We start from the raw sequence: 25,270 nt of genomic DNA, 5'->3' as shown, positions 1-25,270 counted from the left end.
TTATTTTATATTAGCCCCAGAAATATTATTCTAAAAATATTATCTTTATATAAAGAATAGATTGTATGGAGAAGATCGTATTTGAAAAAAGTGATATCAGAGACTTTGTGAAAACTACCATCGCAGAGAAAATTGAAAAGCTTAAAAACTTTATCGAATTTACCCTGGAAGCTAGCCGTGACATCAAAAAAACTCCGAAATATGACAGTATGAGAGAAGAGATGCAGGAGGAGATTTACCAGATGCAACGACAGTTGGGAGCTTTGAATGATCTTAAAAGAAATATGGCAAAAGTTCTGAATACCGCTACGGAAAGAGTACAGCTTGGCTCGCTGGTCATTACCAATAAGGCCCGGTTTTATATATCCGTGTCACTAGGGGAATTCTTTTTTGAAGGAGACCGGTTCTATGCAATCTCTCCCGAAAGTCCCATGGCCAAAAAAATGATGGGTATGAAATCCGGCGATGAATTTACTTTAAACAAGATCCATCAGAAGGTTATAGAGGTTTTGTAAAAGTAAAAGTAATTTTGACAAGCTTCGGACATCTTTCATCCGGCTAAATATTAAACTTCCTTCATCCCGCTTTCTGCTTCCATCTTTTTTGTAATTTTGTTACATGAATAAGGCATCCATTTTAAAAGAGATCATAGAGCAAAGAAGAAGTATTTTCCCAAAAGATTATCAGGATACAGAAATATCTCAGGAAGTTTTGGAGGAAATTTTAAATGCTGCTACACTTGCTCCCAATCACAAACGTACAAAACCCTGGCGTTTTAAAATATTCAAAGGTGAAGAGAAAACACAGCTGGCCTCGGAAATGCAGGCTATCTATAAAACAATTACACCTGAGCAGCTTTTCCTGGAAAAAAAATACAATGATATCGGTTTTAAAATCAATAAAGCCAATGTTGTAGTTTCTATCGTAGTCAACTTCAGCGGAATGGTTCCTGAATGGGAAGAAATAGCAGCGGTTTCAATGGCGGTTCAGAACATGTATCTTACCTGTACAGCGAATAATATCGGATGCTATTGGAGTTCTCCCAAAATTGTAGATGAATTGAAAGATTCTCTTATTATTGAAGAAAACCAGAAGTGTCTGGGATTGTTTTATATGGGTAATTTGGAATAAATAGCCCTGATCGAGCGGTTTGTTTAAACTCTTTTTCTTTCTAAAAGAAAAAAGCGAGTAGCGAGAGCAGGTTCCCGGCTTCTGGAAAATGAATTTTATAAAACTTTTTACTTGTAGCTTTTTACTTCAAACTTTTTTACTATCTTTGCACTCTTAAATATTTAACTGGGACGAGTTCCCGTAAAATTCAAACATTATGTCAGTAAAAATCAGATTACAAAGACACGGTAAAAAAGGAAAACCTTTTTTCCACATCGTGGTTGCAGATTCTAGAGCTAGAAGAGATGGTAGATTCATCGAAAAACTAGGAACTTACAACCCAATTACTAATCCAGCAACTATCGAATTGAACGTTGATTCCGCTGTACAGTGGTTAAACAACGGTGCTCAGCCTACTGATACTGCTAGAGCTATTTTATCTTACAAAGGTGCTCTTTACAAAAAACACTTACAAGGTGGTGTAGCTAAAGGTGCTTTTGACGAAGCTGAAGCTGAAAAAAGATTCAATGCTTGGGTAGAAGCTAAAGACTCTAAAGTACAAGGTAAAGTAGAAGGTTTAGCAACTGCTAAAGCTGATGCTAAGAAAGCTGCTTTAGAAGCTGAAGTAAAAGTAAACGAAGCTAGAGTTGCTGCTGCTGCACAAGCTGAGGCTGATGCTAAAGCTGCTGAAGAAGCTGCTAACGCACCTGCTGAAGAAGTTGTTGCTGAAGCTACAGAAGGAGAAGCTCCTGCTGCTGAAACTGAAGAAAACACTGAAGCTTAAGAACAAACCCTGTTATGCGTAAAGAAGATTGCTATTTTTTAGGAAAAATCACACGCAGACACGGACTTGCGGGTAACGTAATCCTTAAATTGGATACCGATCAACCCGAGCTTTACAATAAATTGGAATCAATATTCGTTGAAATCAACGGATTATTGGTTCCATTTTTTATTGAAAGATCATCATGGAGCAAACTTGATGCTCTGAATCTTGCATTCAAAAACTCTTCTGAGGCTATGGTAGACCAGGTGTTGGGTAAAAGTGTTTACCTTCCGCTTGCCTCACTGCCTAAACTTTCGGGAAAACAATTCTACTATCACGAGATCATCGGGTTTGAAATCTTTGATCAAAATGATAATAACTGTGGAGTGATCAGATCTGTAAATGATCAGACGGCGCAGGTGTATTTCATTACCAATCTGGATGGAAAAGAGGTGGTTATTCCTATGATCAAAGACTGGATTCTTGAAGTTGACCGAGAAGAAAGAATAATCAAAATGGAACTTCCTGAAGGTCTTATTGACGTATTTCTGGTTCCATCCAAGAAAGACGAATAGTTTTGCAATAAGCAATAAGCTATTCTTCCTCAATTTTCTACATTACTATTACTTTATTACTCACTACTCATTACTCATTTTTAAGGCGGGTAAAAGATATTCCTGTACCATTTTTTCAACTTGTGAATGGGCATAAGGTTTGTTGTAAGCTTGTGCGGTAATTACCATTACAACGGGTATTTTGGTGAAGATGATGATTTTGTTTCCACCATTTCCGCTGGATTGAAAAGCTTCATAACTGCTGTTTCCCACCGTATAAACTTTTCTCCAGAATAAATATCCATACCCTTCAAAATCCTGACGGTCCGGAAAGTAATTGGTAAAAGATTTCTTAACCCAATCTTTACTCAAAATAGTTTTCCCTTCCCAAACTCCATTATTGCTGTACAGCTGCCCGAATTTTGCAAAATCAAGAGCTTTCATACGAAGTCCTCCAGCCAGAGAAGGCTTTTGCTGCGGAGTAAACTGCCATTTATAATTTTTGATTCCAAGGGGTTGGAATAATTTTTTATCTGCATAGTTTTTTAAGCCTTCCGGAACTGTTTTATCCAGAATATCTCCGGTGACCACAACTCCGGCTGTAAAGTAACTCCAGTTTTTTCCTGGTGTATTCTCCGTCATTGGCAGATCCAATGTAAAATTTACCCAATTTTCGGTAGGATACATATTTTCTTCATTTCCTGGAGATTCGTAATTTTCATCATTCCCATCAAATCCGGAACTCATTGTCAACAAACTTTTTATAGTAACATTCTCTTTTTGAGAAGAATAGTTTTTAAATTGTTTCAAATCGTAAAACTCTTTCAGATATTGATTTTCGCTTTTTAAATATCCTTCTTTGACAGCAATTCCCGTCAACGCTGAAGAAAATGACTTCCCTACAGAACGGGTATCCTGCAAAGAATCTCTTCCTGATCCGTTGAAATATTCTTCCAGAAGCAATTTTCCGCTTTTTATGATTACAATTCCGGTTATATTTTTAAACCTGTTTTCTGCAATTTTCTTATTCAGATTTCTGATAGCTTCTGTATTGATCTTTTCCTGAGAAACCTTCCATCCGCTGTTGGATTGAATGGGTTGAATGGCGATCTGCTGCTCCGGGATATTTTGGGAAGGAACATTGAGATTGATCTGACCTTCTGCGATAACAGGGCCTGTTTTGAGTGTAGAAGCGTTGAGATACGGGCGTATTTCAATTTTTAAGGTATGATTTCCTTCTGACAGAGCATCAATCCCGTTATGGGACATATAAAAACGCATCCATAAATACCTTCCCCATGAATCTTCGTTTTTGTTGCTGAGAAGAGGAATTCGCAGTGTGGTTTTAACTTTTTTATGATCTGCAATGCCTGCACCTGTATTGAGATTTTCTTTATAGATCAGTTTTCCGTCTACGTAAAATGAGAACTGATAATTTCCGTTTTTGAGCAGTTCATCAACCGTCCAATTGGGCTCAAGCTGATGCAGATAATTAACTAGAGAGTTATCAAAAAAAGCATGAATACCAAGATCTCCGTTTTCCTGGAATAAAGAAGAACTGAGAAAGTCCGAATCTTTAAGGTTTTCAAGAGCAATAGTTTTATTAACGAAAACAATTTTTCCGAGATGATTTTTTTGAATCGGATTTTCAATTTTTTCAGGATTGACTATGTTTTTGTTTTGTCCCTGATACAGATAAAATGTGAAAATAAAGATCAATAATAGAACTGGTTTCATTGGAAGAAGTATTTAAACAAAAGTAACAAACTTCTTCCTGGTAAAATAGAATGAAATTAACATTGCTATTTTATTATTCGCCATATATTCTAATTGAACAGCTTTCTGAATTCTCCGGGAGACTGATTCGTCTTTTGTTTAAAGAGTTTACTGAAAGACTGCGGATGTTCAAATCCCAATTCATAAGCGATCTCACTTACAGATAAGCTTGTGGTACTCAAGCGTTCTTTGGCAGAATCAATCAATTTATTCTGAATATGCTGCTGTGTATTTTGCTGCGTATGTAGGCGGAGTAAGGTTCCAAGATAATTAGGTGAAATATTCATTTGCTCGGCTATTGTTTTTACCGAAGGAATTCCACTTTCAAGAAGATTTCCGCTTTCAAAATAGTGAGAAAGAATGTCTTCAAATTTATGTAGTAGTTCATGACTCGATTTTTTTCGGGTGAAAAACTGCCGTTCATAAAAACGTTCAGAATAGATCAGTAACAATTCAATCTGTGAAATAATCAGCTCCTGTGTGAATTTATCGGTATTTGCCTGATATTCACGTTCAATATTTTTAAGAATATCAACAATAATTATCTCTTCTTTATCGGAAAGAAAAAGAGCTTCTTTTACCTGATAACTGAAAAAATCATAAGATTTTATTTTCCTGGTTAATGCAGTATTCCATAGAAAATCGGGATGAATCAGTAATAAAAATCCGGTAGGCTCTACTTCAACATCCTGCCTTATTTCCAGGCTTAAAAACTGCTGTGGAGAAACAAAACACAGTACTCCGGAGTCAAAATCATATTGCTGCTGACCGTAATTAAACTTTGGAGTGACATTTTTTTTCAAACCAATAGAATAAAAATTCTGGATCCACTTCAGTTCTTCATTTTCTACAACATAACGAACCTTGCTGTAATCTATCAAGCTGATCAGTGGATGCTCAGGATTCGGAAGACTGCAGAAAGCATGAAAATCTGAAATGGAATTAAAACGAACAAGCTGTTTCATAATAGCGAAGTTAAGTTTTTTTGTAAAAATTATAATGCATGATATCATAAAGCCTTCAACTCCGGTCAGGCTGGATTCTCTAACGTTTTATATTTAATTCATCCGATTAAATTAAAATATTAAGTATTAGGAATGTCATCCTGAGCGGAGTCGAAGGATAGTATCAAATTAAATCGCAGTAGAAACGGTAAGGCTTTCCCATTTCTCAGCATCTTTCTTTAAGATATCAATCTTATTATTCAGAAACTCCATCGTTCCTACTCCCAATAATAAATGTACCGGCGGATTTTTCTCTTTACTGATCTGAATCAGTACATCAGCTGCCTTCTCAGGATCATTAGGCTGATTTCCGTTGATCTCATTAAGATGAGCCTGTTCAGAATTTCTTGCCGCTTCATAAGCCTGAATAGGATTGGAAGGGGTTTTCACAGAATCTTTAGTTAAAAAATCAGTACGGAAATATCCGGGATACACTACAGTAGCATGAATTCCGAAATCTTTTACTTCTTCAGCCAAAGCTTCAGTAAATCCGGCAACAGCAAATTTTGTTGAGCAGTAAATTCCCCAACCCGGAAAATTAGCGGAATATCCACCAACGGAAGAAATATTGAAGATGTTTCCAGACCTTTGTTCACGAAGATAAGGCATGGCATTTCTGATCACATTTAAGGTTCCGAAAACATTCACAGCGTAATTTTCTCTCGCCTCTTCATCTGTAAGTTCTTCCAATGTTCCGATTTGTCCATAACCTGCATTATTCACAACTACATCAATTTTTCCGAAATGTTCAACCGTTTTGGCAATGGCAGATTTAATATCGTTATTGTCTGTAATGTTTACGCTGAGCGGAAGGAAGTTTTCAGAAGTCTCTCCGAGGGTTGAGATCAGGGATTCAACGGTACGGCTTGTTGCAGCAACCTGAAATCCTTCGGATAATAATTTTTTTACCAACTCGAATCCTAAGCCTTTTGAAGCTCCTGTCACGAACCATACTTTTTTTGTTTCCATTTTTAAATATTTTTTTGTTTAAATGATGGTACAAAGATGGAAAGTTACAGAAGGTAAAATGTATCCAAATCGGGGAATGATGTATCCAAATCGTGAATGATGATTTATTTCCTTTGCATTCAGAGAACTTTTAATAATTTTTCAGAAGGTTCCTGTATTTCAAAGGTGTAATTCCGATATTTTCTTTAAAACATCGGGTAAAATGACTCTGATCTGAAAAGCCGCATTCTATGGCAATATCCGTCAAAGAGTGGGGTAAAGTCAGCAATTCAAGTGATTTGTTAAGTTTTAATTTTCTGAGATATTCACCCAGATTACAGTGGAAATATTTATGAAAATCCCTGCTGAGATGAATAGGATGAATATTCAATGTTTTAGAAAGTTCCGTAAGATTCAGGCTTTCTGTAAAGCTTTCATGTAGAATTTCATTGATCTGCCCTACCCAGACTGGTTTTCTATCACTACTTTCCTTCTGATGGGTCAACTGACTGAAAAGATTTAATAATAACTGATTAAGAGCCAGCTCAAAAGATAAATCATTGGTTTTCGTTTCTTTGAACATCTGATAAACCAGTAGTTTTAAAGCGGGATCTTTTATATTAAAGCTGCCCTCCACTTTATTTTTCTGAATGTCAAACCGATCAAACCAGCTTTGTGAAGGTTCAATGTGGAAGCCTCTTGTAAAAATATCCGGCTTAATATTGTAATGCGGATCTTCCCAATGATGGTATAGTAATGTTCCGGCAGAACAGCCATAGGTTTCTTTTCTGTTCCCTTCCGTCATATTGCCCTGAAGCAAAAAAGTGAAGTAAGCATTTTCATGATAATGCCAGTCTACGTAAGGATGCGTATACTCCGTATCAGTGATGGTCAATCCTTCTACAGTGACCATTTGATTGGTTTCTCCAAAATATTCGCCTTTACGCAGGGTATTCATGATAAATTTTGTTTTAATCGGTCAATCTGTTCATACATTTTATTAAAGAACATTTTCCTTTCCCGGTTTCCGGATTCGTTCAGGGATCTGGAGTTCTTGATCTGATGCTCAAAATAGCTCAGAGAATCTTCACAGGTGATTTTATCATTGGTCATCATATATCCAAACATGCTGAAAGGAACGAAAAAGGAACATTGCTGCTCATTTTTGAATAAAATACTGTTGTTTAAAATTACTAAATCATTGACATAGATCTGATAATTAGTTTTTTCCAGTGTTTTAATTTCCAGACCTTCCAGTAATTTCCTCAGGTCATCAAGAATAAGATCCACATCATTTTTCTTCAACAGACCCATTTCATAATAGAAAGAAATTTGTCTCAGAGCACTCATAATGGTGGTGTCATTCCAGATTTCGGTTACGTTTTGTTTATCATAAAGATCTTTCAGCATGTCATTTTTTACTGAATGATATTCCATATTAAACTCATGAAACGGACTTAAAAATTTGTCCTGATTCAGTAAATTCATCCAGACATAAAACTTGAAACGGGATAACATTGAATCTGAAATGGTATAGAAAAACGGGATGTCTTTTGCAGAATAGAATACTTTGGAATTGCTGATATTCTGAAAAACGTTTAAAATTTTCAATGAGTTCTCGAAATAATTTAAAAGATCTTCAGTTGTTCTTACCGGCTGTGTTCTTTTGACAACCAATTGGTTTTCTGTTCCCAGAAACTGATCCAATGAGATCTGATAGTACCTGGCAAGCTCCAGCGCTTCCTCAAAGCTGAACTTAGCTTTCAAAGAAGTTCTTCTGTGGGCCGCATCATAACTGATGTTAAGAATGTTGGCAATCTCATCATTTAAAGATTTTTCCCCGATTTTTCTTCGGATTTCCTTCAATAGAGCTTCCTGGTGCATAGTTTTGTGATTTTCACAAATGTAGTATTTTTTGTGTAAAGAACTGTTGATTTTCTGTTTAGAAGGCTGAAAGATTAAAACTGGGAGAAGGGAAGTATCGGAGGTCGAAATAATCAATAACAATTTGAAAGTAATTGGATTTATAATCACTATTACTATTGATCACTGAAAGTAACTTCCTGCCTCCTTCTTCCCGCTTCCAACCATATATTTTGTGATTTTCACAAACAGAATATTTTTTTTAATTTTTTTTCACATTCGGAACTGTGGTTTCTGCTGATAATTTTGAACTGTAATTTTAAAATAACGAGTTATGAAAACACGAATTTTATTAATAGCAGTTCTTTTATTCAATAGTCTGGTTTATGCATCAGACAGTTTAAAAGCAGATTCTTTGAAACCTAGATTTATTGCAGCTTCCCCTTCAAAGAATGTCAGAAATGTCAACGGGATTTTATTTAAATACTATGATGAGGAAGATCATTTTAAGCCTAAAAAAGTAAACGGATTGGGAATGGGATTCAATTTCCTGGGTATTTTTCTTCCTCCGTTGATGCTTTTCAACCTACAATTACCAGGCAATGATGATTATGTAATAGTGCCCCGTGAAAAGATGAATACAATCAATGGACTTCAATTGTCTCTGATCAATATGGAGCCTACTGTTACAAATGGTCTGGAGATCAATGTTTCGAGTAATATCAACACATATGCGGTGACTAACGGAGTATCTGTTTCCCCATTTTTTAATCTGCATCACGAGATGAAAGGTGTTTCTGCAGCACCGTTGGCCAATATTGGACATAAATGTCGTGGATTGCAGATTGGTTTGTACAACAAATGTGAAGATTTCAGAGGAATCCAGATCGGCGGATGGAATGAAAACGGAAAAAGAAAACTTCCACTCATCAACTGGAATTTTAAAAAACAGAAAACAAATTAGACATGAAAAATTATAAACTCATATTATTTTTATTACTGTTTTCAGCACGTATTTTTTCACAAAATACCACTCATGATACAGTGAATACTTCTACAGAAGAACCTTTTGATTATAAAAAATATTATGACTGTGATTTTGGAGAAGGAAATGTTTTGATTGTGATCAAAAAAGGGAAAGAATTTACAGATTTAAAAGATTTAAGAAAATCAGGGAAAGGTTTTGCCATTAAAATGGAAGCCATCTACAGTATGGAATTTACGGATGGACAAAGATATGAATCAAGCGTGGTGAAAAATATTACCCGGGATAGTCTTTCAATCACGAATTTTTTTAATGAAAATGCAGCAAAGCTTGCGGGAAAACCTTTTACATTGATTACTTATCCGCTTTCATCTCTGAAATATATTCGGTTTATTGATGACAGGATGCTGTCGCTTTACAGCAAAAAAAATATTCAGAAAAATTTTGACCTGATTGTGAAAAAAATGGATCACGCTAAAATGTGTCCTGCTGTTATCAATTTTAAAGATAGAAGCGGAGAAACAAAGGTTTGTCATTTTTATCTGACATCCCAGGGATATGATCTTCTTTACGAGAGTGATGGAAGAGTATATTATCTTGAGGGTAGAGTAGAATGGAAATAATTTTTTGAAGAGAGTACAGCCATTAGTCTGTGCTCTCTTTTTAGAGACTTATCAGCATTAAATTTAATGAAAATATTGATTAATACATGAAAAAAGCAAAAGCAGTGGTGCATCTACAGAAGAAAAATAATATTTTTGTAATATAGCTCGGATGAATGATGAAAATAAAATGTTTAATCCTTTTTTTGATGATATGGAATGTGTTTTTTCATGCACAGACCAATAATACTGAAAAAAATATTCCGGAAAAACGGACTTATAAAGAATTGGAAGACGAATTTTATAAGGTCCTTCCCGGAGATACCAACAACTCAAAAAGTATTGCCAGTTCTTATCTTAAAAAGGCAAAGTCTGAAAACAATACAACTCAGATTGCTGAAGGGTACGTTATGCTTCATTTTGACGAAGAATTACCCAATGCACTAAAATACCTTGACAGCTTACAATACATCACCAGGAATTCAAAAGAAAATACCTATCCGGCAAGAATTTACCTGTTAAGAGGAAACCTGTATTTCAAGACTGATAACCTCCAGGCTGCATTAAACAACTATATCCTGGGATTAAAATATGCAAAAGAAAAAGGAAATAAAAGGCAGATTGCCATGGCCCATATCAGTATTGCCTATCTCAACAATTATATCGGGAAACATGAGGAGACTGCAAAAGTACTGAGGCATTATGCTTATGATGCCGATTATATGAATGAGACGGAGGTCAATTCCCTCAAATTGAACCTTGCAGATGCTTATATAGAGATCAATAAAATGGATTCTGCTTATGCATTGATACAGGAAGGCATGCTGGATTCCAAAAAAAATAAAGATGTTTACCGTTATTATCAGAATCTTGGGTTATTAGGATACTATAATCTTCATTCAAAAAATTATCAGAAAGCGATTGATGGCTTATTGGAATGTGAAAAATACTTCTTTACCAAGAATAATGGCAGTAAAAGAAACCATAATTATACACTTTTGTATTTAGGGAAATCCTATGCCGGTCTTCAGAAAAAAGAAAAAGCAGCAGATTTTTTCAGGAAGATCGATTCCATGGTTCTTAAAACAAATTATATTTATCCTGAGCTCAGGGACGTATACACTTACCTGATTGATTATTATAAAGAAAATAATGATAAAGAAAAGCAGCTGTATTATGTAGACCGTTTTCTAAAAGTTGATCAGGTCCTGGATACACAGTTCAGGTATATTTCCAGAGAGCTTCCAAGAAGATATGATACGCCGGAGTTGCAGCAGGAGAAGGAAGATATTACTAACGAGCTTACCAAAAGGAAGAGTCTGTTTTATATTGTACTGAGTCTTTTGTTGATATCGCACCTCCTGTTTATCAATGTTTATTTTAAATATAAAAAATCTGAAAAGAACTATAAAAAGATAGCCCAGGATCTGATTCAATCCGTAAATGAAAATAGAGTAGGGAAAAATAAAGAACCGGAAGCCGGACAAGAAATTTATCCGGTAGAAAATACGGAAAATTCTGAAGACAAAACATCCAGAACTGTTTCTGAAGATATTGCCCAGACCATCTTAAAGGAACTTGAAATATTTGAAAGCAAAGATCAGTTTTTAAATAAAGGAATTACGCTGGGAAGTCTTGCTAAAAAAATAAAAACAAACTCTAAATATCTGTCAGAAATTATCAATACTTACAAAGGAAAAAACTTTGCAACGTATCTCAACGATCTCCGTATTGATTATGCCATCAGCAGATTGGCTACTGACAGAAAATTCAGGTCCTATAAAATTCCTTTTATTGCAGAAGAATTAGGATATAATAACGAACAGGCTTTCACTTTAGCCTTCAAAAAAAGAACCGGAACCCCTCTATCTATCTATCTGAAAGAAATTGAAAATATGTCTTCGAATTAGGTTTAATTTGTTGGTATTCATTTGATTATTGTTTATAGATTCATGATTTTATGTATATAAATTTATGAATCTATAGACCATTCACTTGTGTCATTATTTCACTTCCTGCATCTTTGCTTCAGGTAAAAACACAACCATTTATTTTGTATGTGCACAATACAAGATATCAGTTCCAAACTGTTGATCACTCAAAAATCAAGTTAGGAATTGTATCATAAAAACTAATAATGAAGAGGATAAAAACCAGAAAAAATAACCAGAAAATTAAAATGTAAATAATGAAGTAATTGTTCAGAATTTAGAGATGTAAAGTGTAGTGATCATTTAAAATCATTAAACCGTAAATCCGGTTAATCCACCACAAAGTTTAAAAGTATAGTATAGTCTAAAAATGGATGTATGACCCGGTAATTTACCACGAACTTATCACTTAAAAACTAATAACCATTTCAATAAAACTAATTCCATGAAAACCCAGAGTAAAATAAAATTTTATTCTTTTTAAAAGTGATAGTGTAAGTGTGTTCATTCCGGGTGTATCCGGATTTTATTGAAGTTCAGGATAATATTGAGTGGAAATGTACCTGAAAATGAAGAAGAGTCTGCAGAAGAAAAAAGGTAAATTTCCTGAACTGAAAGTTTAAATACCTGTTAAATGATTTTTAAAGACAGCGCAATCATCAAGTTGCGCTGTTTTTTTGTAACTTTGCAGACATTAATTTTTATATAAAAAATTTATCATCAACAAATGAAAAAGCAAACGATCAAAGAAATCCTAAAGGATTACAAGAAAGTATTACATCATGACATTACTGTTTACGGATGGGTAAGATCCTTCCGTGCTAATCGCTTTATTGCGCTTAATGATGGTTCTACGATTAATAATTTGCAGATAGTTGTTGATTTCGAAAATTTTGATGAAGCTATTATCAAGAATATCAGTACAGCTTCTTCCCTGAAAGTAGTAGGAGAAGTAGTGGAAAGCCAGGGAGCAGGACAATCTGTGGAAATTATCGCTAAAAAGATTATTATTTTAGGAGATAACTTTACAGAAGAACTTCAGAGTACAATTCTTCAGCCTAAGAAACACAGTCTTGAAAAACTTCGTGAGCAGGCTCACTTAAGATTCCGAACGAATCTTTTCGGAGCGGTGTTCAGAGTACGTCACGCAGTAAGTTTTGCTGTTCACTCGTTCTTCAACCAGAACCAGTTTTTCTATATCAACACACCGGTAATTACAGGTGCAGATGCGGAAGGAGCTGGTGAAATGTTCGGAGTAACCAACTTTGATCTGAACAACATGCCGAAAACGGAAGAAGGCGAAATTGATTTTGCACAGGATTTCTTCGGTAAAAAAACAAACCTTACCGTTTCAGGACAGCTTGAAGGAGAGACTGCAGCTATGGGATTGGGAAGAATTTATACTTTCGGACCTACTTTCCGTGCTGAAAATTCTAACACCACAAGACACCTTGCGGAGTTCTGGATGATTGAGCCGGAAGTAGCTTTCAACAACCTTGAAGATAACATCGACCTTGCGGAAGATTTCTTAAAATATGTGATCCAGTATGTATTGGATAACTGCAAAGATGATCTTGAGTTCTTAGACAACCGTTTTGCAGAAGAGCAGAAAACAAAACCGGAAAAAGAAAGAGCCAAAGAAGGTCTTATCGAAAAACTTCAGAATGTAGTGGCTAAGCGTTTCAAGCGTGTAAGCTATACAGAAGCAATCGAAATCCTGTTGAACTCGAAAGAAAACAAAAAAGGAAAATTTGCTTACCCGGTTGAAAAATGGGGAACAGACCTTCAGTCTGAGCATGAAAGATACCTTGTTGAAAAACATTTTGAAAGCCCGGTAGTATTATTTGACTATCCGAAAGAAATCAAAGCTTTCTATATGAAACTGAACGATGACAACAAAACCGTTGCAGCGATGGATGTTCTTTTCCCTGGTATCGGTGAGATCATCGGTGGATCTGAAAGAGAAGCAAGATTAGATGTTTTAAAACAGAAAATGGCAGATATGCATGTAGATGAGCACGAGCTTTGGTGGTATCTTGATACCAGAAAATTCGGTTCTGTGCCGCATGCGGGCTTTGGTTTAGGACTGGAAAGACTAGTTCTTTTCGTAACAGGAATGACAAATATCAGAGATGTGATTCCTTTCCCAAGAACGCCGAAAAGCGCTGAATTCTAGAGCAATAAAAAAAGCCTTAATCACAAGTTAAGGCTTTTTTTATTTTTCAATAGTTTATTAAGATGGGATGTATACTGCAAAAATCATGCTAAATGTGTTTTTTTGTCAAATAAATTTATTAAATTCGTAGAATATGTTATGTTAAAACGCAAATAAGAATATGCTTAAACAACACTTACAACTCAAATTAGGACAAAAGCTGGCCCCTCAGCAAATCCAGTTGATGAAGCTTATTCAACTTCATACTCTGGAATTTGAAGAGGAGTTGGAGAGAGAGTTAGAAGAAAACCCGGCTTTGGAAATTGCGAAAGAAGATTCTAAGGAAGATGAATACTCTTCTCTGGAAGATGCTTATAAGGATGAGGGTACAGAAAGCATTGAAACAGATTTCGACGTCAATGAATATATCTATGACGATGAACCAAGCTATAAAACCGCATCCAGCAACTATTCTCCGGATGATGAAGAATTTGATAATGAAAGTCTTCTCACGGAGGGACAGTCCTTATACGACTATCTTACAGAGCAGATACACCTGGTGAATATCAGTGAGGAAGATCTTAAGATTGCAGAATACCTTATCGGGAACTTAGATACAGACGGATATCTTAGAAGAGAAATCAAGTCTATTGTTGATGATCTTGCTTTCTCACAAGGAATTTATACAACTAAAGAAAAAGTTGAGGATATCCTGGAGAACTATGTTCAGAAACTGGATCCGTCCGGAGTAGGAGCAAGAGGGCTGCAGGAATGCTTATTGCTGCAAATTGAAAAGAAAGTAAGCTCAGATAAAGCAGTTTCTTTAGCTGCCAATATTTTGAGACATCAGTTTGAAGCCCTGACGAATAAGCACTACAACAAGATCATTCAGAAATATGATATTGAAGAGGAAGATCTGAAAGACGCACTGGACGAAATCTCAAAATTATCCCCGAAAGTAGGTGGGAACTTCGATACACAGACTATTACAATTAACCAGGAAATTATTCCGGATTTTGTGATTCAGGTAAAAGACGGATTAGTAATTCCTATGCTTAACAGCAAAAATGCACCTACTTTAAGAGTTTCTGAAGAATATAAAGATATTCTGACTACTTATTCCCATGATAAAAATTCATCGGAGCATAAGCAGGCTGCATTATTTATCAAACAGAAACTGGATGCTGCAAAATGGTATATTGATGCTATTAATCAGCGTCAGAATACCTTATTACAGACGATTACAGCGATTGTGAAGTTCCAGAAGGATTATTTCATTACCGGAGACGAAAAGTCTCTGAAACCAATGATTTTAAAGGATGTTGCAGATATTACAGGATTTGATATTTCTACCATTTCAAGGGTGGTAAAAAGTAAATATGCAGATACCCCTAATGGTATTGTATATCTTAAAGACCTGTTTTCAGACAGCTTAACGAATGATGACGGAGAAGAAGTCTCTACCAAAGAGATCAAAACCCATCTTCAGGAAGTAATCAACAAAGAAAATAAAAGAAAGCCACTTACAGATGATGCATTAGTGGTAATCCTAAAAGAGCAGGGTTATAATATTGCCAGAAGAACGATTGCAAAATATCGTGAACAGCTCAATATTCCTGTAGCAAGATTAAGAAAAGAACTTTAAAACATAAAAAAGCATTTCAAATTGAAATGCTTTTTTTTCATTTTATCGCCGGAAGAAATATAAGTATGGTTGCTCCCAATTTTATTCAGGAATTAATCTTTAAAACTTCCTAATTCAAGCTCTTTCATAGATATCTCCCGCATTTCTACCTTTCTTATTTTTCCGGAAATGGTCATAGGAAACTCATCTACAAATTTCCAGTATTTCGGGACTTTATAGTGGGCAATTCTTCCTTTGCAGTATTCCTGTAATTCTTCTGCTGTGATAGTAAATCCTTTCCTTACTTTGACCCAGGCCATCACCTCTTCCCCGAATTTTTCACTTGGAACGCCAATGATCTGAACATCAAGAATGTTGGTGTAAGTATATAAAAAATCTTCAATTTCCTTAGGTGAAATATTTTCTCCGCCACGGATGATGAGGTCTTTTATTCTTCCGGAAATAGTAATATATCCGTCTTTATCCATTACTGCCATATCTCCGGTATGCATCCAGCGGGCATCATCCAGTACTTTTTTTGTGTTTTCAGGATCATTCCAGTATTTCAGCATGACAGAATAGCCTCTTGTACAAAGTTCGCCATGCTCGCCGCGTTTCAGGGTTCTGCCATTTTCATCCACAATTTTGATCTCAAGATGATCCTGAACAGTTCCTACAGTACTAACCTGTTTCTCCAGCGGTGTTCCTATTAAAGTCTGGGTAGATACGGGTGAAGTTTCCGTCATTCCGTAGCAGATGCTCATTTCTTTAATATTCATCAGGCTCTCTACCTTTTTCATAATTTCCGGAGGACATACTGATCCTGCCATGACACCTGTTCTTAAACTTGAAAAATCATACTTATCAAAATCTTTTACTGCCAGTTCCGCAATAAACATGGTAGGAACACCATACAAAGAAGTACATTTTTCGTCAGAAACGGCTTTTAAAGTGATTTCCGGATCAAAGCTGTCGTTAGGAATTACCATGCAGGCTCCGTGGGCTGTGCAGCATATATTTCCGATTACCATACCAAAGCAGTGGTAAAAAGGTACCGGAATACAGACACGGTCTTTCTCAGTATATTTTAATCTGATTCCGATAAAATAGCCGTTGTTCAGGATATTATGATGAGAAAGCGTAACGCCTTTCGGGAAACCTGTAGTTCCGGAAGTATATTGAATATTAACAGGATCATCAAACTGTACATGTTCTTCAAAGCTGTGGAGAACTTCATCTGAAATATCCTGGCCGTTATTAACAAATGTTTCCCAGTTTTCGTCAAAGAATATCTCATGCTCAAGGGTGGGGCATACTTCTTTGGCATACTGAACCATTTCTTTATAGTTGCTGCTTTTAAAGCTTAAAGACGAAAAAATAAAACGAACTTCAGATTGATTAAGAACATACGTGAGTTCATGAGTCCTGTAGGCCGGATTGATATTGACTAAAATAGTTCCTATTCTCGCAGTGGCATACTGTAAAAGAACCCATTCATAACGGTTGGAAGACCAGATCCCGATTCTGTCACCGGATTTTGCACCCAAAAGCAGTAAAGCTTTTGCAACGGCGGTTGTCTGATTGTAAAATTCCTGGTATGTAGCTCTGTAATTCTGATGAACACAGACTAATGCTTCCTGATGGGGATATTTTTCGACAGTACTTTTGAGATTGGCTCCGATGGTCTGTCCTAATAATGGAATCTCAGAAGTTCCATATACATAAGATAAGGGCATAGTTTAAGATTTGGTGGGCTAAAATTAATAATTATATCCCGAAATATGCCTAATGTATATTAACTTTCCTGAGAATCAATTTCTTTAAGCTGTTTTAAATTTTTATCAAGCTTTTTAATAATTGTACCATATACCAGTCTGTAATAAAGCCAGATCATAGATATGCCTAATAAAGTACTGACAATAATTCCTACGATAATGATGGTAAGATTCGAGCCGCTAGGCTGTATATTCTGAGAATTTAAAGTGTAAAATATGAACGCGGTTAATACAAACGTGAATATCAGCAATAATACAATGCTGATCAGGATAAAAGCATTCACTGTTGTTTTGAATTTAATAATTCTGGTGATAAGCCCCTTCAGATTTTCCTCAATCTTGATTCTTCTGTAATTCTGATAGAATTTCAATACAAAATAGGCTGTAATCAATAGACTTAAGATCTTTATAGCTAAATAAGCATGACCGAAGTTGTTTTCTACTTCCGGAGCTTCCTGGGCACCTAGTCTTTCCAGCATTTTACGGAAACTGTCTGATTCTTCTTCCGGGAAAAGATAAAACAGACCTAATACGGAAAAGAATAAAAATTCCACAACGCTGATCCAGAAAATATATTTGATGTAATTACGTGACTTTCTATTCAACATCTGGAGAATCTCCTTGTCGTCATATTTAGGCTGTACAGGCTGTTCCTGCCATGTTTTTTTTAAACTATCTAGATCAAATTCAGGCATATTTTTCCATCTGTTCTTTAAGGGTTTTCTTTAATCTGTTCATTTTCACACGTGCATTGACTTCAGTGATACCGAGGTTTTCTGCAATATCCTTGTAAGGCAGATCGTCAAGATACATCATGACAATGGCTCTTTCTACATTAGGAAGAGTCTTGATTACAGTATACAAAAGTGATACCTGCTGCTGTTTGTCATCGTCATCTTCCACAAAATCCTTGTGGTTGATGTCCAGCTCATTCGTAGGAAGACTTTTGCTTTTTTTTCTAAAGAGGGTAATGGCTGTATTGAGCGCTACGCGATACATCCATGTGGAAATCTTGGAATTTCCTTTAAAGGAATCATAACTTCTCCAAAGCTGTAAAACAATTTCCTGGAAAAGATCTTCTTCATCTTCCAGAGAATTGGTATACAGGCGCGATACTTTGATAATCAGACCCTGATTATCCTTGATAAGCTTCGCAAATTCTTTTTCTCTGGAATCCATAGATGTATAATGGCACGAAGATAATAATAATGTGGTAATTAGTGAAAATTATAATGTAAAATCGTAAAAATGCGAAAAGAGAATTTACAATTTGGTTTTCTCTGCAGTCCCGGCTTTCTCCGCTTTTTTTGCGAAAATTATGTATCTTTGCATCCGCGAGAAAATCGGCCTGTTGATTTCCCGTTTTACGGGAGGTAGGAAAGTCCGGACACCATAGAGCAGCAAAGCGGATAACATCCGTCACCCGTGAGGGTAGGACAAGTGCAACAGAAAGCAAGTACAGTTCGGCTGTAGTGAAACCAGGTAAACTCTTTGCGGTGCAATGGTAAGTATATCGGTTCTTTTCAGTAATGGAAATAGGGGCGGCTCGTCCTGAAAACCGAGGGGTAATCAGCTCAAGTGTTGCAGCAATGTAACACGTAGATAAATAACAGGCACTTTTTCGGAAGTACAAAATCCGGCTTATAGATTTTCTCGTGATTTTTTAAAAATTTGGAAGCTAGAGGCTGGAAGAGTGAAGTTTTTTTTAAGTAATGATTTTAAACCTCCATCTTCCAGCCTATAACTTCCAATCAATTTATTCGCTTTCCAATTGTTTTTTAGACTCCTGCAAATCCTGTCTGTCTTTATCAGAAAGTGTAGGATATTTAAGATTCATTTTTTCAAGGGTGTCAATAATGATCTGGATGGCAGCTACTCTTGCAAACCATTTGTTGTCAGCAGGCAGTACATACCAGGGAGCATGATCTTTTGATGTTTCATTGATGGCATTTTCATAAGCTTCCATATACTGATCGAATAATGCTCTTTCCGGAAGATCTCCTGCAGAGAATTTCCAGTTTTTTTCCTGCTCATCAATTCTGTCCAGAAGCCTTTTTTTCTGTTCATCCTTAGAAACATGTAAAAAGATCTTTACAACCGTTGTTCCGTTCTGCGAAAGGTGTTTTTCAAAATTCCTGATACTTTCATATCTGTTTTCCCAGAATTTATTGTCGAAATCTTTTACTGAAGACCATGTTTTTTCACTTAAATTATATTCTGGATGTACTTTGCAGACCAGGACACTTTCATAATGAGAGCGATTGAAAATCCCGATCATTCCTTTCTGTGGCAACGCGAGATAATGTCTCCATAAAAAATCGTGGGAATATTCTTTAGAACTCGGTGTTTTAAAACTGGTCACATTGCATCCCTGCGGATTCACTCCTCCGAAAACATGTTCTATCATGCTGTCTTTTCCCGCTGCATCCATAGCCTGTAATACAACCAGTAGAGACTGGCTTCCGTCAGCATATAATTTTTCCTGCAGTTCACGAAGCTTTTCTTTCTCCTGAATCAGCATTTGCTCTCCGTCTTCTTTGGTGAGCTTTCCTTTATAAGATGTTGAAGTTTTTTTTATTGAAAATTTTCCGTTTACCTTAAAGTCATCTGAGAAATTGGTGTCCATATATTTTAAGATTAAATGATTAAATGATTAAATGATTAAATGATTAAATGATTAAATGATTAAATGATGTTGTTATTAAAACTCAATAGAGGCAGGCTTTATTCCGGTCATCTAAAGAAAAATTCAAAGGCTTCAGCCAAAACCTAATTTTTAGATAAATATCAATTCTATTTCCTGCCACCTGTTATCCATTACCTGCCACCTAAACAAACATAAATGTAATAAAAAAACCGCCTCTATAGAGACGGTTTTTTTATTTTTTTGAGTAGAGATTACTTTGCAGCAGCTTTTTTAGCTAGTTTAGCAGCTTTTTTCTCAGCTTTAGCAGCTTCTTTCTGCTCTGCAGGAGTCAATACTTTTGCTTCAGCAACAGGAGCAGGAGCATTAGCGTCTACATTACCTTTAATGTAGATTACACTTCTACTGTTTACGGGGTCGTTAGAGAAAACCTCAATCATTTTGTTGAAACCTCCAGGAATAGCAGTGTTGTATCCAACTTTGATCTTAGCGGATTTACCCGGCATGATAGGATCTTGGCTGAACTCAGGAGTTGTACATCCACAAGAAGGCTTTACGTTTGAAAGAATCAAAGGCTTATCACCTGAATTCGTTACAGTAAAGAATCTCGTACCATCAGCATTAGGCTTAATAGTACCGTAATCGAAAGTTGTTTTATCAAATGTAATCGTTTGTGCAGATGCAATTGCAAATGTCCCGAATAGTGCAATTCCTGCAATTAGTTTTTTCATATTCTTGAATGTTAATACGTTTGTTAGATAAATTTTGTGAAACAAAGTTAAAAATTATTTTAATTCATGCTTAAAAATTTTTTTCTTTAGACTATTTTTGCAAATTGCAAGCCAAAGAAATAGAATTTATGCAGATTTCAGAAAAGTACAATCCACAGGAAACAGAACAGAAATGGTACAATTACTGGTTGGAAAATAAATATTTCCACTCAGAACCTAATGACAAACCACCATATACCGTGGTCATTCCTCCTCCAAACGTGACGGGGATATTACACATGGGACATATGTTGAACAATACCATTCAAGATGTTCTGGTCCGTCGTGCAAGAATGCGCGGGTTTAATGCTTGTTGGATTCCGGGAACAGATCACGCTTCAATTGCTACTGAAGCTAAAGTTGTTGCTAAATTGAAGTCTGAAGGAATCAATAAGTCAGATATTACCCGTGAAGAGTTTTTAAACCACGCATGGGACTGGACCAATAAATATGGCGGAACTATTCTTGAACAGCTGAAAAAGCTGGGATGTTCTTGCGACTGGGACAGAACCCGTTTTACTATGGAAGATAAACTTTCTCAGCAGGTTATCAAAAGTTTCGTAGACCTTTATAGTAAAGGATTGATCTACAGAGGATACAGAATGGTCAACTGGGATCCTGAAGCAAAGACCAATATTTCTGACGAAGAAGTAATATTTAAAGAGCAGAACGGAAAGCTTTATTTCCTTAAATATAAGATTGAGGGTTCAGAAGAGTTCCTTTCAGTAGCTACTACACGTCCTGAAACTATTTTTGGGGATACAGCAGTATGTATCAACCCGAATGATGAAAGATATGCTCACCTGAAAGGTAAAAATGTAATTGTACCAATTGTTGACAGAGTAATCCCAATTATTGAAGATGAATATGTTGACATTGAATTCGGAACAGGAGCTTTGAAAATTACACCGGCACATGATATTAATGACTACGAAATCGGACAGAAACATCAGTTGAAAATGATTGATGCACTGGATGATGACGGAAACCTTAATGAGCATGGATTACATTATGCAGGAAAAAACAGATTTGATGTAAGAAAGCAGATCGCTAAAGAACTTGAAGAAAAAGATCTTTTGCTGAAAGCTGAAGACTATGTTAATAAAGTAGGAACTTCAGAAAGAACAGGTGCTGTTATTGAACCTAAGGTTTCAGTACAATGGTTCCTTAAAATGTCTGAAATTGCTAAGCCTGCTTTGGATGTAGTAATGGATGATGAGGTTAAGTTCTATCCTGAGAAGTTTAAAAATACCTACAAGCACTGGATGGAAAACATCCGTGACTGGAATATTTCCCGACAGCTTTGGTGGGGACAGCAAATTCCTGCTTATTACTATGGAGAAGGAGAAAATGATTTCGTAGTAGCAGAAACTAAAGTTGAAGCTTTAGAACTGGCGAAACAAAAAACAGGAAATTCAGATCTGACAGCAGAAAACCTTAGACAAGATGACGATGCATTAGACACATGGTTCTCATCATGGTTATGGCCAATGTCTGTCTTTGACGGATTGCTTGATCCTGAAAATAAAGATATCAACTACTATTATCCAACGTCTGATCTGGTAACAGGTCCGGATATTATTTTCTTCTGGGTAGCTAGAATGATTATGGCCGGATTGGAATACAGAAAAGAAGTTCCGTTTAAAAATGTTTATTTTACAGGAATTGTAAGAGATAAACAGAGAAGAAAGATGTCAAAATCTTTAGGAAACTCTCCAGATCCTATTGAATTAATGGAAAAATATGGTGCTGATGGTGTACGCGTAGGAATTCTATTGAGTTCTGCAGCAGGAAATGACCTTCTTTTTGATGAAGACTTAATGCTTCAGGGAAGAAACTTTATGACCAAAATCTGGAGTGCATTCCGTTTGATCAATATGTGGAATCATGAAGATAAACCAACCGTTGCTACAGATAATCAGGCTATTGAATGGTTTGAAAATAAACTGAACAAAACAATCGTTGAAATTAATGATCAGTTTGAGAAGTTCAGAATTTCTGATGCGCTGCATTTGATCTATAAATTAATTTGGGATGATTTTTGTGGTTGGTATCTTGAAGCCATCAAGCCTAACTATGGAGAGGGAATTTCTAAAGAAGTTTATGATAAAACCATTTATTTCTTTGAAGAATTGATGAAGCTGCTTCATCCGTTCATGCCATTCCAGTCTGAAGAAATCTGGCAGTTGATTTCTGAAAGAAGTATTGATGAAGCGCTTGTTATTGCTCAGCAGAAGAATGCAGATAGCTTTAGTGAAGAAGTTATTAAAAACTTTGAAATTACAGCTGAATTGATTTCTGGAGTTAGAAACTACCGTCAGACAAAAGGAATTTCACCAAGAGAGGCTGTGGAGGTTTATACCAATGCATCTGAATTTGCCAATGAAGCTGTAGTAAGAAAACTGGCTAATGTTTCTGAAATCCATTTTGGACAGAAAACAGATAAGCCTAGCTTTACTTTTCTGGTAGGAGCGACTGAAGTTTCTATTCCTTTAAGTGAAAACTTAGATTTAGGAGAAGAAAAAGCAAAAACTGAAGAAGAATTGAAATATTTAAAAGGATTTTTAATTTCAGTAGATAAAAAACTTTCTAATGAGAAGTTTGTTGCCAATGCTAAACCTGAAATTGTAGAAGTAGAGCGTAAGAAGCAGAAAGATGCTCAGGATAAAATTGCGATCCTTGAAGAGAAACTGAAAAGTTTGTAAAAATTACCTAATAAATAGGTTAATTTGTCGGAATGTCAGGCTGAGCGGAGTCGAAGCCTTTTTGAAAGATGAAACAATATTTTGTATATATTTTAAAATGTTCCGATGATTCCTATTATACAGGAGTTACCAATGATATTGAATTGAGATTTTCTCAGCATCAGTCGGGGAAATTTCCTGAAAGCTATACGTATAAAAGAAGACCGGTTGAGCTGGTCTTCTTTTATACGTTTAATGATATTCTTCAGGCGATAGCATTTGAAAAACAAGTGAAGGGCTGGAGTCGTAAGAAAAAAGAAGCTATTATAAATGATAATTGGGATAAGCTGAAAGAATTATCTATTTGCCGAAATGACAGCCACGCAGATAATTTTAAAGATAAAAATCCCAAAGGCTTCGACTCCGCTCAGCCTGACACTGAAAATAAAGAATAAATAAAATGACACATATAGAAAACATAGAAAAACTATTCTCGAAGGATTTTGTAGAAAATCCATTGTTAGAAAGTTTTGAAGCAGGGAAGATTTATCTTTCCAGTGGAAAGCTGGTTGCCTGCGATCCATTGATCACCAATGATATGCTTCCTTTCACTACAGAATTTCCGAAGGGGGATTTTTCTGTGATCGTGCACAAAGAAAGAAACAGTAACTGTGTGGCTTATGCTGAAATCATATTCAATAATTCTGAAATTAAAGAATGGAAACTGGCAACCACAGCAGGGCAGAATATAAAAGATCTGGCCAAAGAAGAAATCTTTGGTTATCCTGTAGAAAGCGGGATGGGATGTTTCATGGATGTTGATACTCAAAACAGTCTCAACGAGCTTGAACAGAGATTATTCCAGAATAAAGGCGGAGATTTTATGGGAATCTATGAAGAATTTTTCCATGAATATTTCTTTGATGAAAATGGTGCTATTGACCAATATGCCTTCCTGAAACCTGCAAAAGAACATCCCGGAACTATATTTGCTTTTGAAACTGGATATGGAGAAGGATTTTATGCCAGTTATATAGCCTATGATCAAGATCAACTGCCTGTGAAAATAATTACTGAATTTATAGAAATAAGTTAATTTAAAATTAGTTATTTTTGGAACACGATTTTGTCAGTTATAAATTTTAAAGCTAATACAAAACACAATGAATTTCTCATCAGAACAACCCCGAATTATTGTTGTGGGCAGCTCATCCATAGATTTGGTTCTTGAAACCGAAAAACTTCCTTCACCCAATGAAACGGTTTTGGCTGTTAAGTCAGATAGCTATTTTGGGGGTAAAGGAGCCAATCAGTCGGTAGGTACTGCCAGGCTGGGTGCAAGTGTGTACTTTATAGGATGTGTGGGAATGGATCCACTTGGTCAGCAGATTATGAGAAATCTGGTAAGTGAAAATGTAAATGTAGGTTTTGTACATGAAACAGATAAAGAGGCTACAGGAACAGCTTATGTGACTACTTCTCATGGCAATGCAGCTATTGTTGTTGTGCCGGCAGCCAATAAATATCTCAGCAAATCACATATAGACGAAGCAGATAAGTATTTTAATACTGCAGATCTTGTATTGGTACAGCTTGAAGTTTCTATGGAGGTGGTAGAGCATACCGTCAAAAAAGCCAAGAAATATGGTAAGAAAGTTGGCCTATATGCTTCTCCTGCAATGAGAGTCAATGAAGAAATTTTAGAAAAGGTTGATTTTATTGTAGCTAAAAGCAACGAGTTATACACCATTTTCGGAGAAGAAAAGAGGGAAGAGGTCCTTAAGAAATATTTCAATAAAGTTTTTGTAAGAGATGATACCAACTCAACCATTTATTTTGATGGGACAGAGATGAAATATTATAGAAACGACAAAGACGAGAAAGTTTATAAAATGGGAATGGGTGATGCATTTACCTCAGGATTTGCTATCGCGCTTTGCCATGGAAACTCTATCGAAGAATGTGTGAAATTTGGAAATGAAGTTTCATCAAGAGTTTCAGGAGGTAAAGGTTCTCAGACAGGGCTGCCAAGAATGTCAGACTTCTTTTCTTAAAGCTATTTACGACATATCAAAAGTC

At 35.9% G+C, this 25,270-nt stretch carries 23 protein-coding genes and 1 other RNA gene; 14 read left to right on the top strand and 10 right to left on the bottom strand.

What is annotated here, in order from left to right; genetic code table 11:
• Nucleotides 1-65: 65 nt before the first annotated feature.
• The 4 genes from DYR29_RS10710 (at nt 66) to rimM (ending at nt 2,451) form a co-directional block, all read left to right on the top strand.
• Nucleotides 66-515 (top strand): hypothetical protein, encoded by a 450-nt coding sequence (locus DYR29_RS10710; RefSeq protein ID WP_047420780.1) that lies wholly within the window; start codon nt 66-68, stop codon nt 513-515.
• 103 nt (nt 516-618) lie between these two features.
• Nucleotides 619-1,131 (top strand): nitroreductase family protein, encoded by a 513-nt coding sequence (locus DYR29_RS10705; protein WP_213280458.1) that lies wholly within the window; start codon nt 619-621, stop codon nt 1,129-1,131.
• A 196-nt stretch (nt 1,132-1,327) separates the two neighbouring features.
• Nucleotides 1,328-1,894, top strand: a complete 567-nt coding sequence (locus DYR29_RS10700) for a 30S ribosomal protein S16 (RefSeq protein ID WP_034698991.1) — start codon at nt 1,328-1,330, stop codon at nt 1,892-1,894.
• A gap of 14 nt (nt 1,895-1,908) precedes the next feature.
• Nucleotides 1,909-2,451 carry a ribosome maturation factor RimM gene (gene rimM / locus DYR29_RS10695; protein ID WP_047420783.1) on the top strand — a complete coding sequence of 181 codons (543 nt, stop codon included), beginning with the start codon at nt 1,909-1,911 and terminating at the stop codon, nt 2,449-2,451.
• A gap of 63 nt (nt 2,452-2,514) precedes the next feature.
• On the opposite strand, the gene DYR29_RS10690 is transcribed toward rimM, so the two are convergent.
• From DYR29_RS10690 to DYR29_RS10670, 5 genes are all read right to left on the bottom strand, one after another.
• Nucleotides 2,515-4,167 (bottom strand): serine hydrolase domain-containing protein, encoded by a 1,653-nt coding sequence (locus DYR29_RS10690; protein ID WP_213280457.1) that lies wholly within the window; start codon nt 4,165-4,167, stop codon nt 2,515-2,517.
• A gap of 89 nt (nt 4,168-4,256) precedes the next feature.
• On the bottom strand, nt 4,257-5,171 hold the full coding sequence (locus DYR29_RS10685) for a helix-turn-helix domain-containing protein (RefSeq protein ID WP_213280456.1): 915 nt from the start codon (nt 5,169-5,171) through the stop codon (nt 4,257-4,259).
• A 168-nt stretch (nt 5,172-5,339) separates the two neighbouring features.
• Nucleotides 5,340-6,179 carry an SDR family NAD(P)-dependent oxidoreductase gene (locus DYR29_RS10680; protein ID WP_213280455.1) on the bottom strand — a complete coding sequence of 280 codons (840 nt, stop codon included), beginning with the start codon at nt 6,177-6,179 and terminating at the stop codon, nt 5,340-5,342.
• 130 nt (nt 6,180-6,309) lie between these two features.
• Nucleotides 6,310-7,116 (bottom strand): helix-turn-helix transcriptional regulator, encoded by an 807-nt coding sequence (locus DYR29_RS10675; protein WP_213280454.1) that lies wholly within the window; start codon nt 7,114-7,116, stop codon nt 6,310-6,312.
• Nucleotides 7,113-8,042 carry an XRE family transcriptional regulator gene (locus DYR29_RS10670; RefSeq protein ID WP_213280453.1) on the bottom strand — a complete coding sequence of 310 codons (930 nt, stop codon included), beginning with the start codon at nt 8,040-8,042 and terminating at the stop codon, nt 7,113-7,115. The genes DYR29_RS10675 and DYR29_RS10670 overlap by 4 nt, the downstream gene beginning before the upstream one ends.
• Before the next feature lie 313 nt (nt 8,043-8,355).
• Between DYR29_RS10670 and DYR29_RS10665 the strand changes: the two genes are divergently transcribed.
• From DYR29_RS10665 to rpoN, 5 genes are all read left to right on the top strand, one after another.
• Nucleotides 8,356-8,985, top strand: a complete 630-nt coding sequence (locus tag DYR29_RS10665; RefSeq protein WP_213280452.1) for an LA_2272 family surface repeat-containing protein — start codon at nt 8,356-8,358, stop codon at nt 8,983-8,985.
• 2 nt (nt 8,986-8,987) lie between these two features.
• Nucleotides 8,988-9,629: a hypothetical protein gene (locus tag DYR29_RS10660; RefSeq protein WP_213280451.1), complete on the top strand. Its 642-nt coding sequence runs from the start codon at nt 8,988-8,990 to the stop codon at nt 9,627-9,629.
• Between the two features lie 188 nt (nt 9,630-9,817).
• Nucleotides 9,818-11,518 carry a helix-turn-helix domain-containing protein gene (locus DYR29_RS10655; protein WP_213280450.1) on the top strand — a complete coding sequence of 567 codons (1,701 nt, stop codon included), beginning with the start codon at nt 9,818-9,820 and terminating at the stop codon, nt 11,516-11,518.
• Between the two features lie 748 nt (nt 11,519-12,266).
• Entirely contained in the window at nt 12,267-13,715 is a 1,449-nt protein-coding gene (gene asnS / locus DYR29_RS10650) for an asparagine--tRNA ligase (protein WP_047420790.1), read from the top strand.
• A gap of 160 nt (nt 13,716-13,875) precedes the next feature.
• Entirely contained in the window at nt 13,876-15,339 is a 1,464-nt protein-coding gene (gene rpoN, locus DYR29_RS10645; protein WP_047420791.1) for an RNA polymerase factor sigma-54, read from the top strand.
• 92 nt (nt 15,340-15,431) lie between these two features.
• On the opposite strand, the gene DYR29_RS10640 is transcribed toward rpoN, so the two are convergent.
• The 3 genes from DYR29_RS10640 to DYR29_RS10630 are packed head-to-tail and all read right to left on the bottom strand — an operon-like array spanning nt 15,432 to nt 18,272.
• Nucleotides 15,432-17,054: an AMP-binding protein gene (locus DYR29_RS10640; protein WP_213280449.1), complete on the bottom strand. Its 1,623-nt coding sequence runs from the start codon at nt 17,052-17,054 to the stop codon at nt 15,432-15,434.
• Between the two features lie 59 nt (nt 17,055-17,113).
• Complete coding sequence (locus tag DYR29_RS10635) at nt 17,114-17,788, bottom strand: beta-carotene 15,15'-monooxygenase (protein ID WP_213280448.1); 675 nt, start codon at nt 17,786-17,788, stop codon at nt 17,114-17,116.
• Nucleotides 17,781-18,272: an RNA polymerase sigma factor gene (locus tag DYR29_RS10630; RefSeq protein WP_047420794.1), complete on the bottom strand. Its 492-nt coding sequence runs from the start codon at nt 18,270-18,272 to the stop codon at nt 17,781-17,783. Before DYR29_RS10630 ends, DYR29_RS10635 begins: the two co-directional genes overlap by 8 nt.
• Before the next feature lie 156 nt (nt 18,273-18,428).
• Here DYR29_RS10630 and rnpB point away from each other — a divergent pair.
• Nucleotides 18,429-18,753: RNase P RNA component class A (gene rnpB / locus DYR29_RS10625), an RNA gene on the top strand.
• A 96-nt stretch (nt 18,754-18,849) separates the two neighbouring features.
• Here the strand turns inward: rnpB and DYR29_RS10620 are convergent.
• Both DYR29_RS10620 and DYR29_RS10615 read right to left on the bottom strand, forming a co-directional pair.
• Nucleotides 18,850-19,719: a polyphosphate kinase 2 family protein gene (locus DYR29_RS10620; protein WP_213280447.1), complete on the bottom strand. Its 870-nt coding sequence runs from the start codon at nt 19,717-19,719 to the stop codon at nt 18,850-18,852.
• 272 nt (nt 19,720-19,991) lie between these two features.
• Nucleotides 19,992-20,468: a DUF1573 domain-containing protein gene (locus DYR29_RS10615; RefSeq protein WP_047386795.1), complete on the bottom strand. Its 477-nt coding sequence runs from the start codon at nt 20,466-20,468 to the stop codon at nt 19,992-19,994.
• A 128-nt stretch (nt 20,469-20,596) separates the two neighbouring features.
• Here DYR29_RS10615 and DYR29_RS10610 point away from each other — a divergent pair, with 128 nt between their 5' ends.
• The 4 genes from DYR29_RS10610 (at nt 20,597) to DYR29_RS10595 (ending at nt 25,245) form a co-directional block, all read left to right on the top strand.
• Nucleotides 20,597-23,212 carry a valine--tRNA ligase gene (locus DYR29_RS10610; RefSeq protein ID WP_213280446.1) on the top strand — a complete coding sequence of 872 codons (2,616 nt, stop codon included), beginning with the start codon at nt 20,597-20,599 and terminating at the stop codon, nt 23,210-23,212.
• Nucleotides 23,213-23,280: 68 nt separating this feature from the next.
• Nucleotides 23,281-23,646, top strand: coding sequence for a GIY-YIG nuclease family protein (locus DYR29_RS10605; RefSeq protein ID WP_213280445.1), 366 nt, complete (start codon nt 23,281-23,283; stop codon nt 23,644-23,646).
• A gap of 5 nt (nt 23,647-23,651) precedes the next feature.
• Nucleotides 23,652-24,287 carry a DUF4241 domain-containing protein gene (locus DYR29_RS10600; protein ID WP_213280444.1) on the top strand — a complete coding sequence of 212 codons (636 nt, stop codon included), beginning with the start codon at nt 23,652-23,654 and terminating at the stop codon, nt 24,285-24,287.
• Between the two features lie 67 nt (nt 24,288-24,354).
• On the top strand, nt 24,355-25,245 hold the full coding sequence (locus DYR29_RS10595; protein ID WP_213280443.1) for a ribokinase: 891 nt from the start codon (nt 24,355-24,357) through the stop codon (nt 25,243-25,245).
• The last annotated feature ends 25 nt before the right edge of the window (nt 25,246-25,270 follow it).

The sequence above is a fragment of the Chryseobacterium indologenes genome (assembly GCF_018362995.1).
Classification (GTDB): Bacteria; Bacteroidota; Bacteroidia; order Flavobacteriales; family Weeksellaceae; genus Chryseobacterium; species Chryseobacterium indologenes_G.
This window is presented reverse-complemented; position numbering and strand designations above follow the sequence as displayed.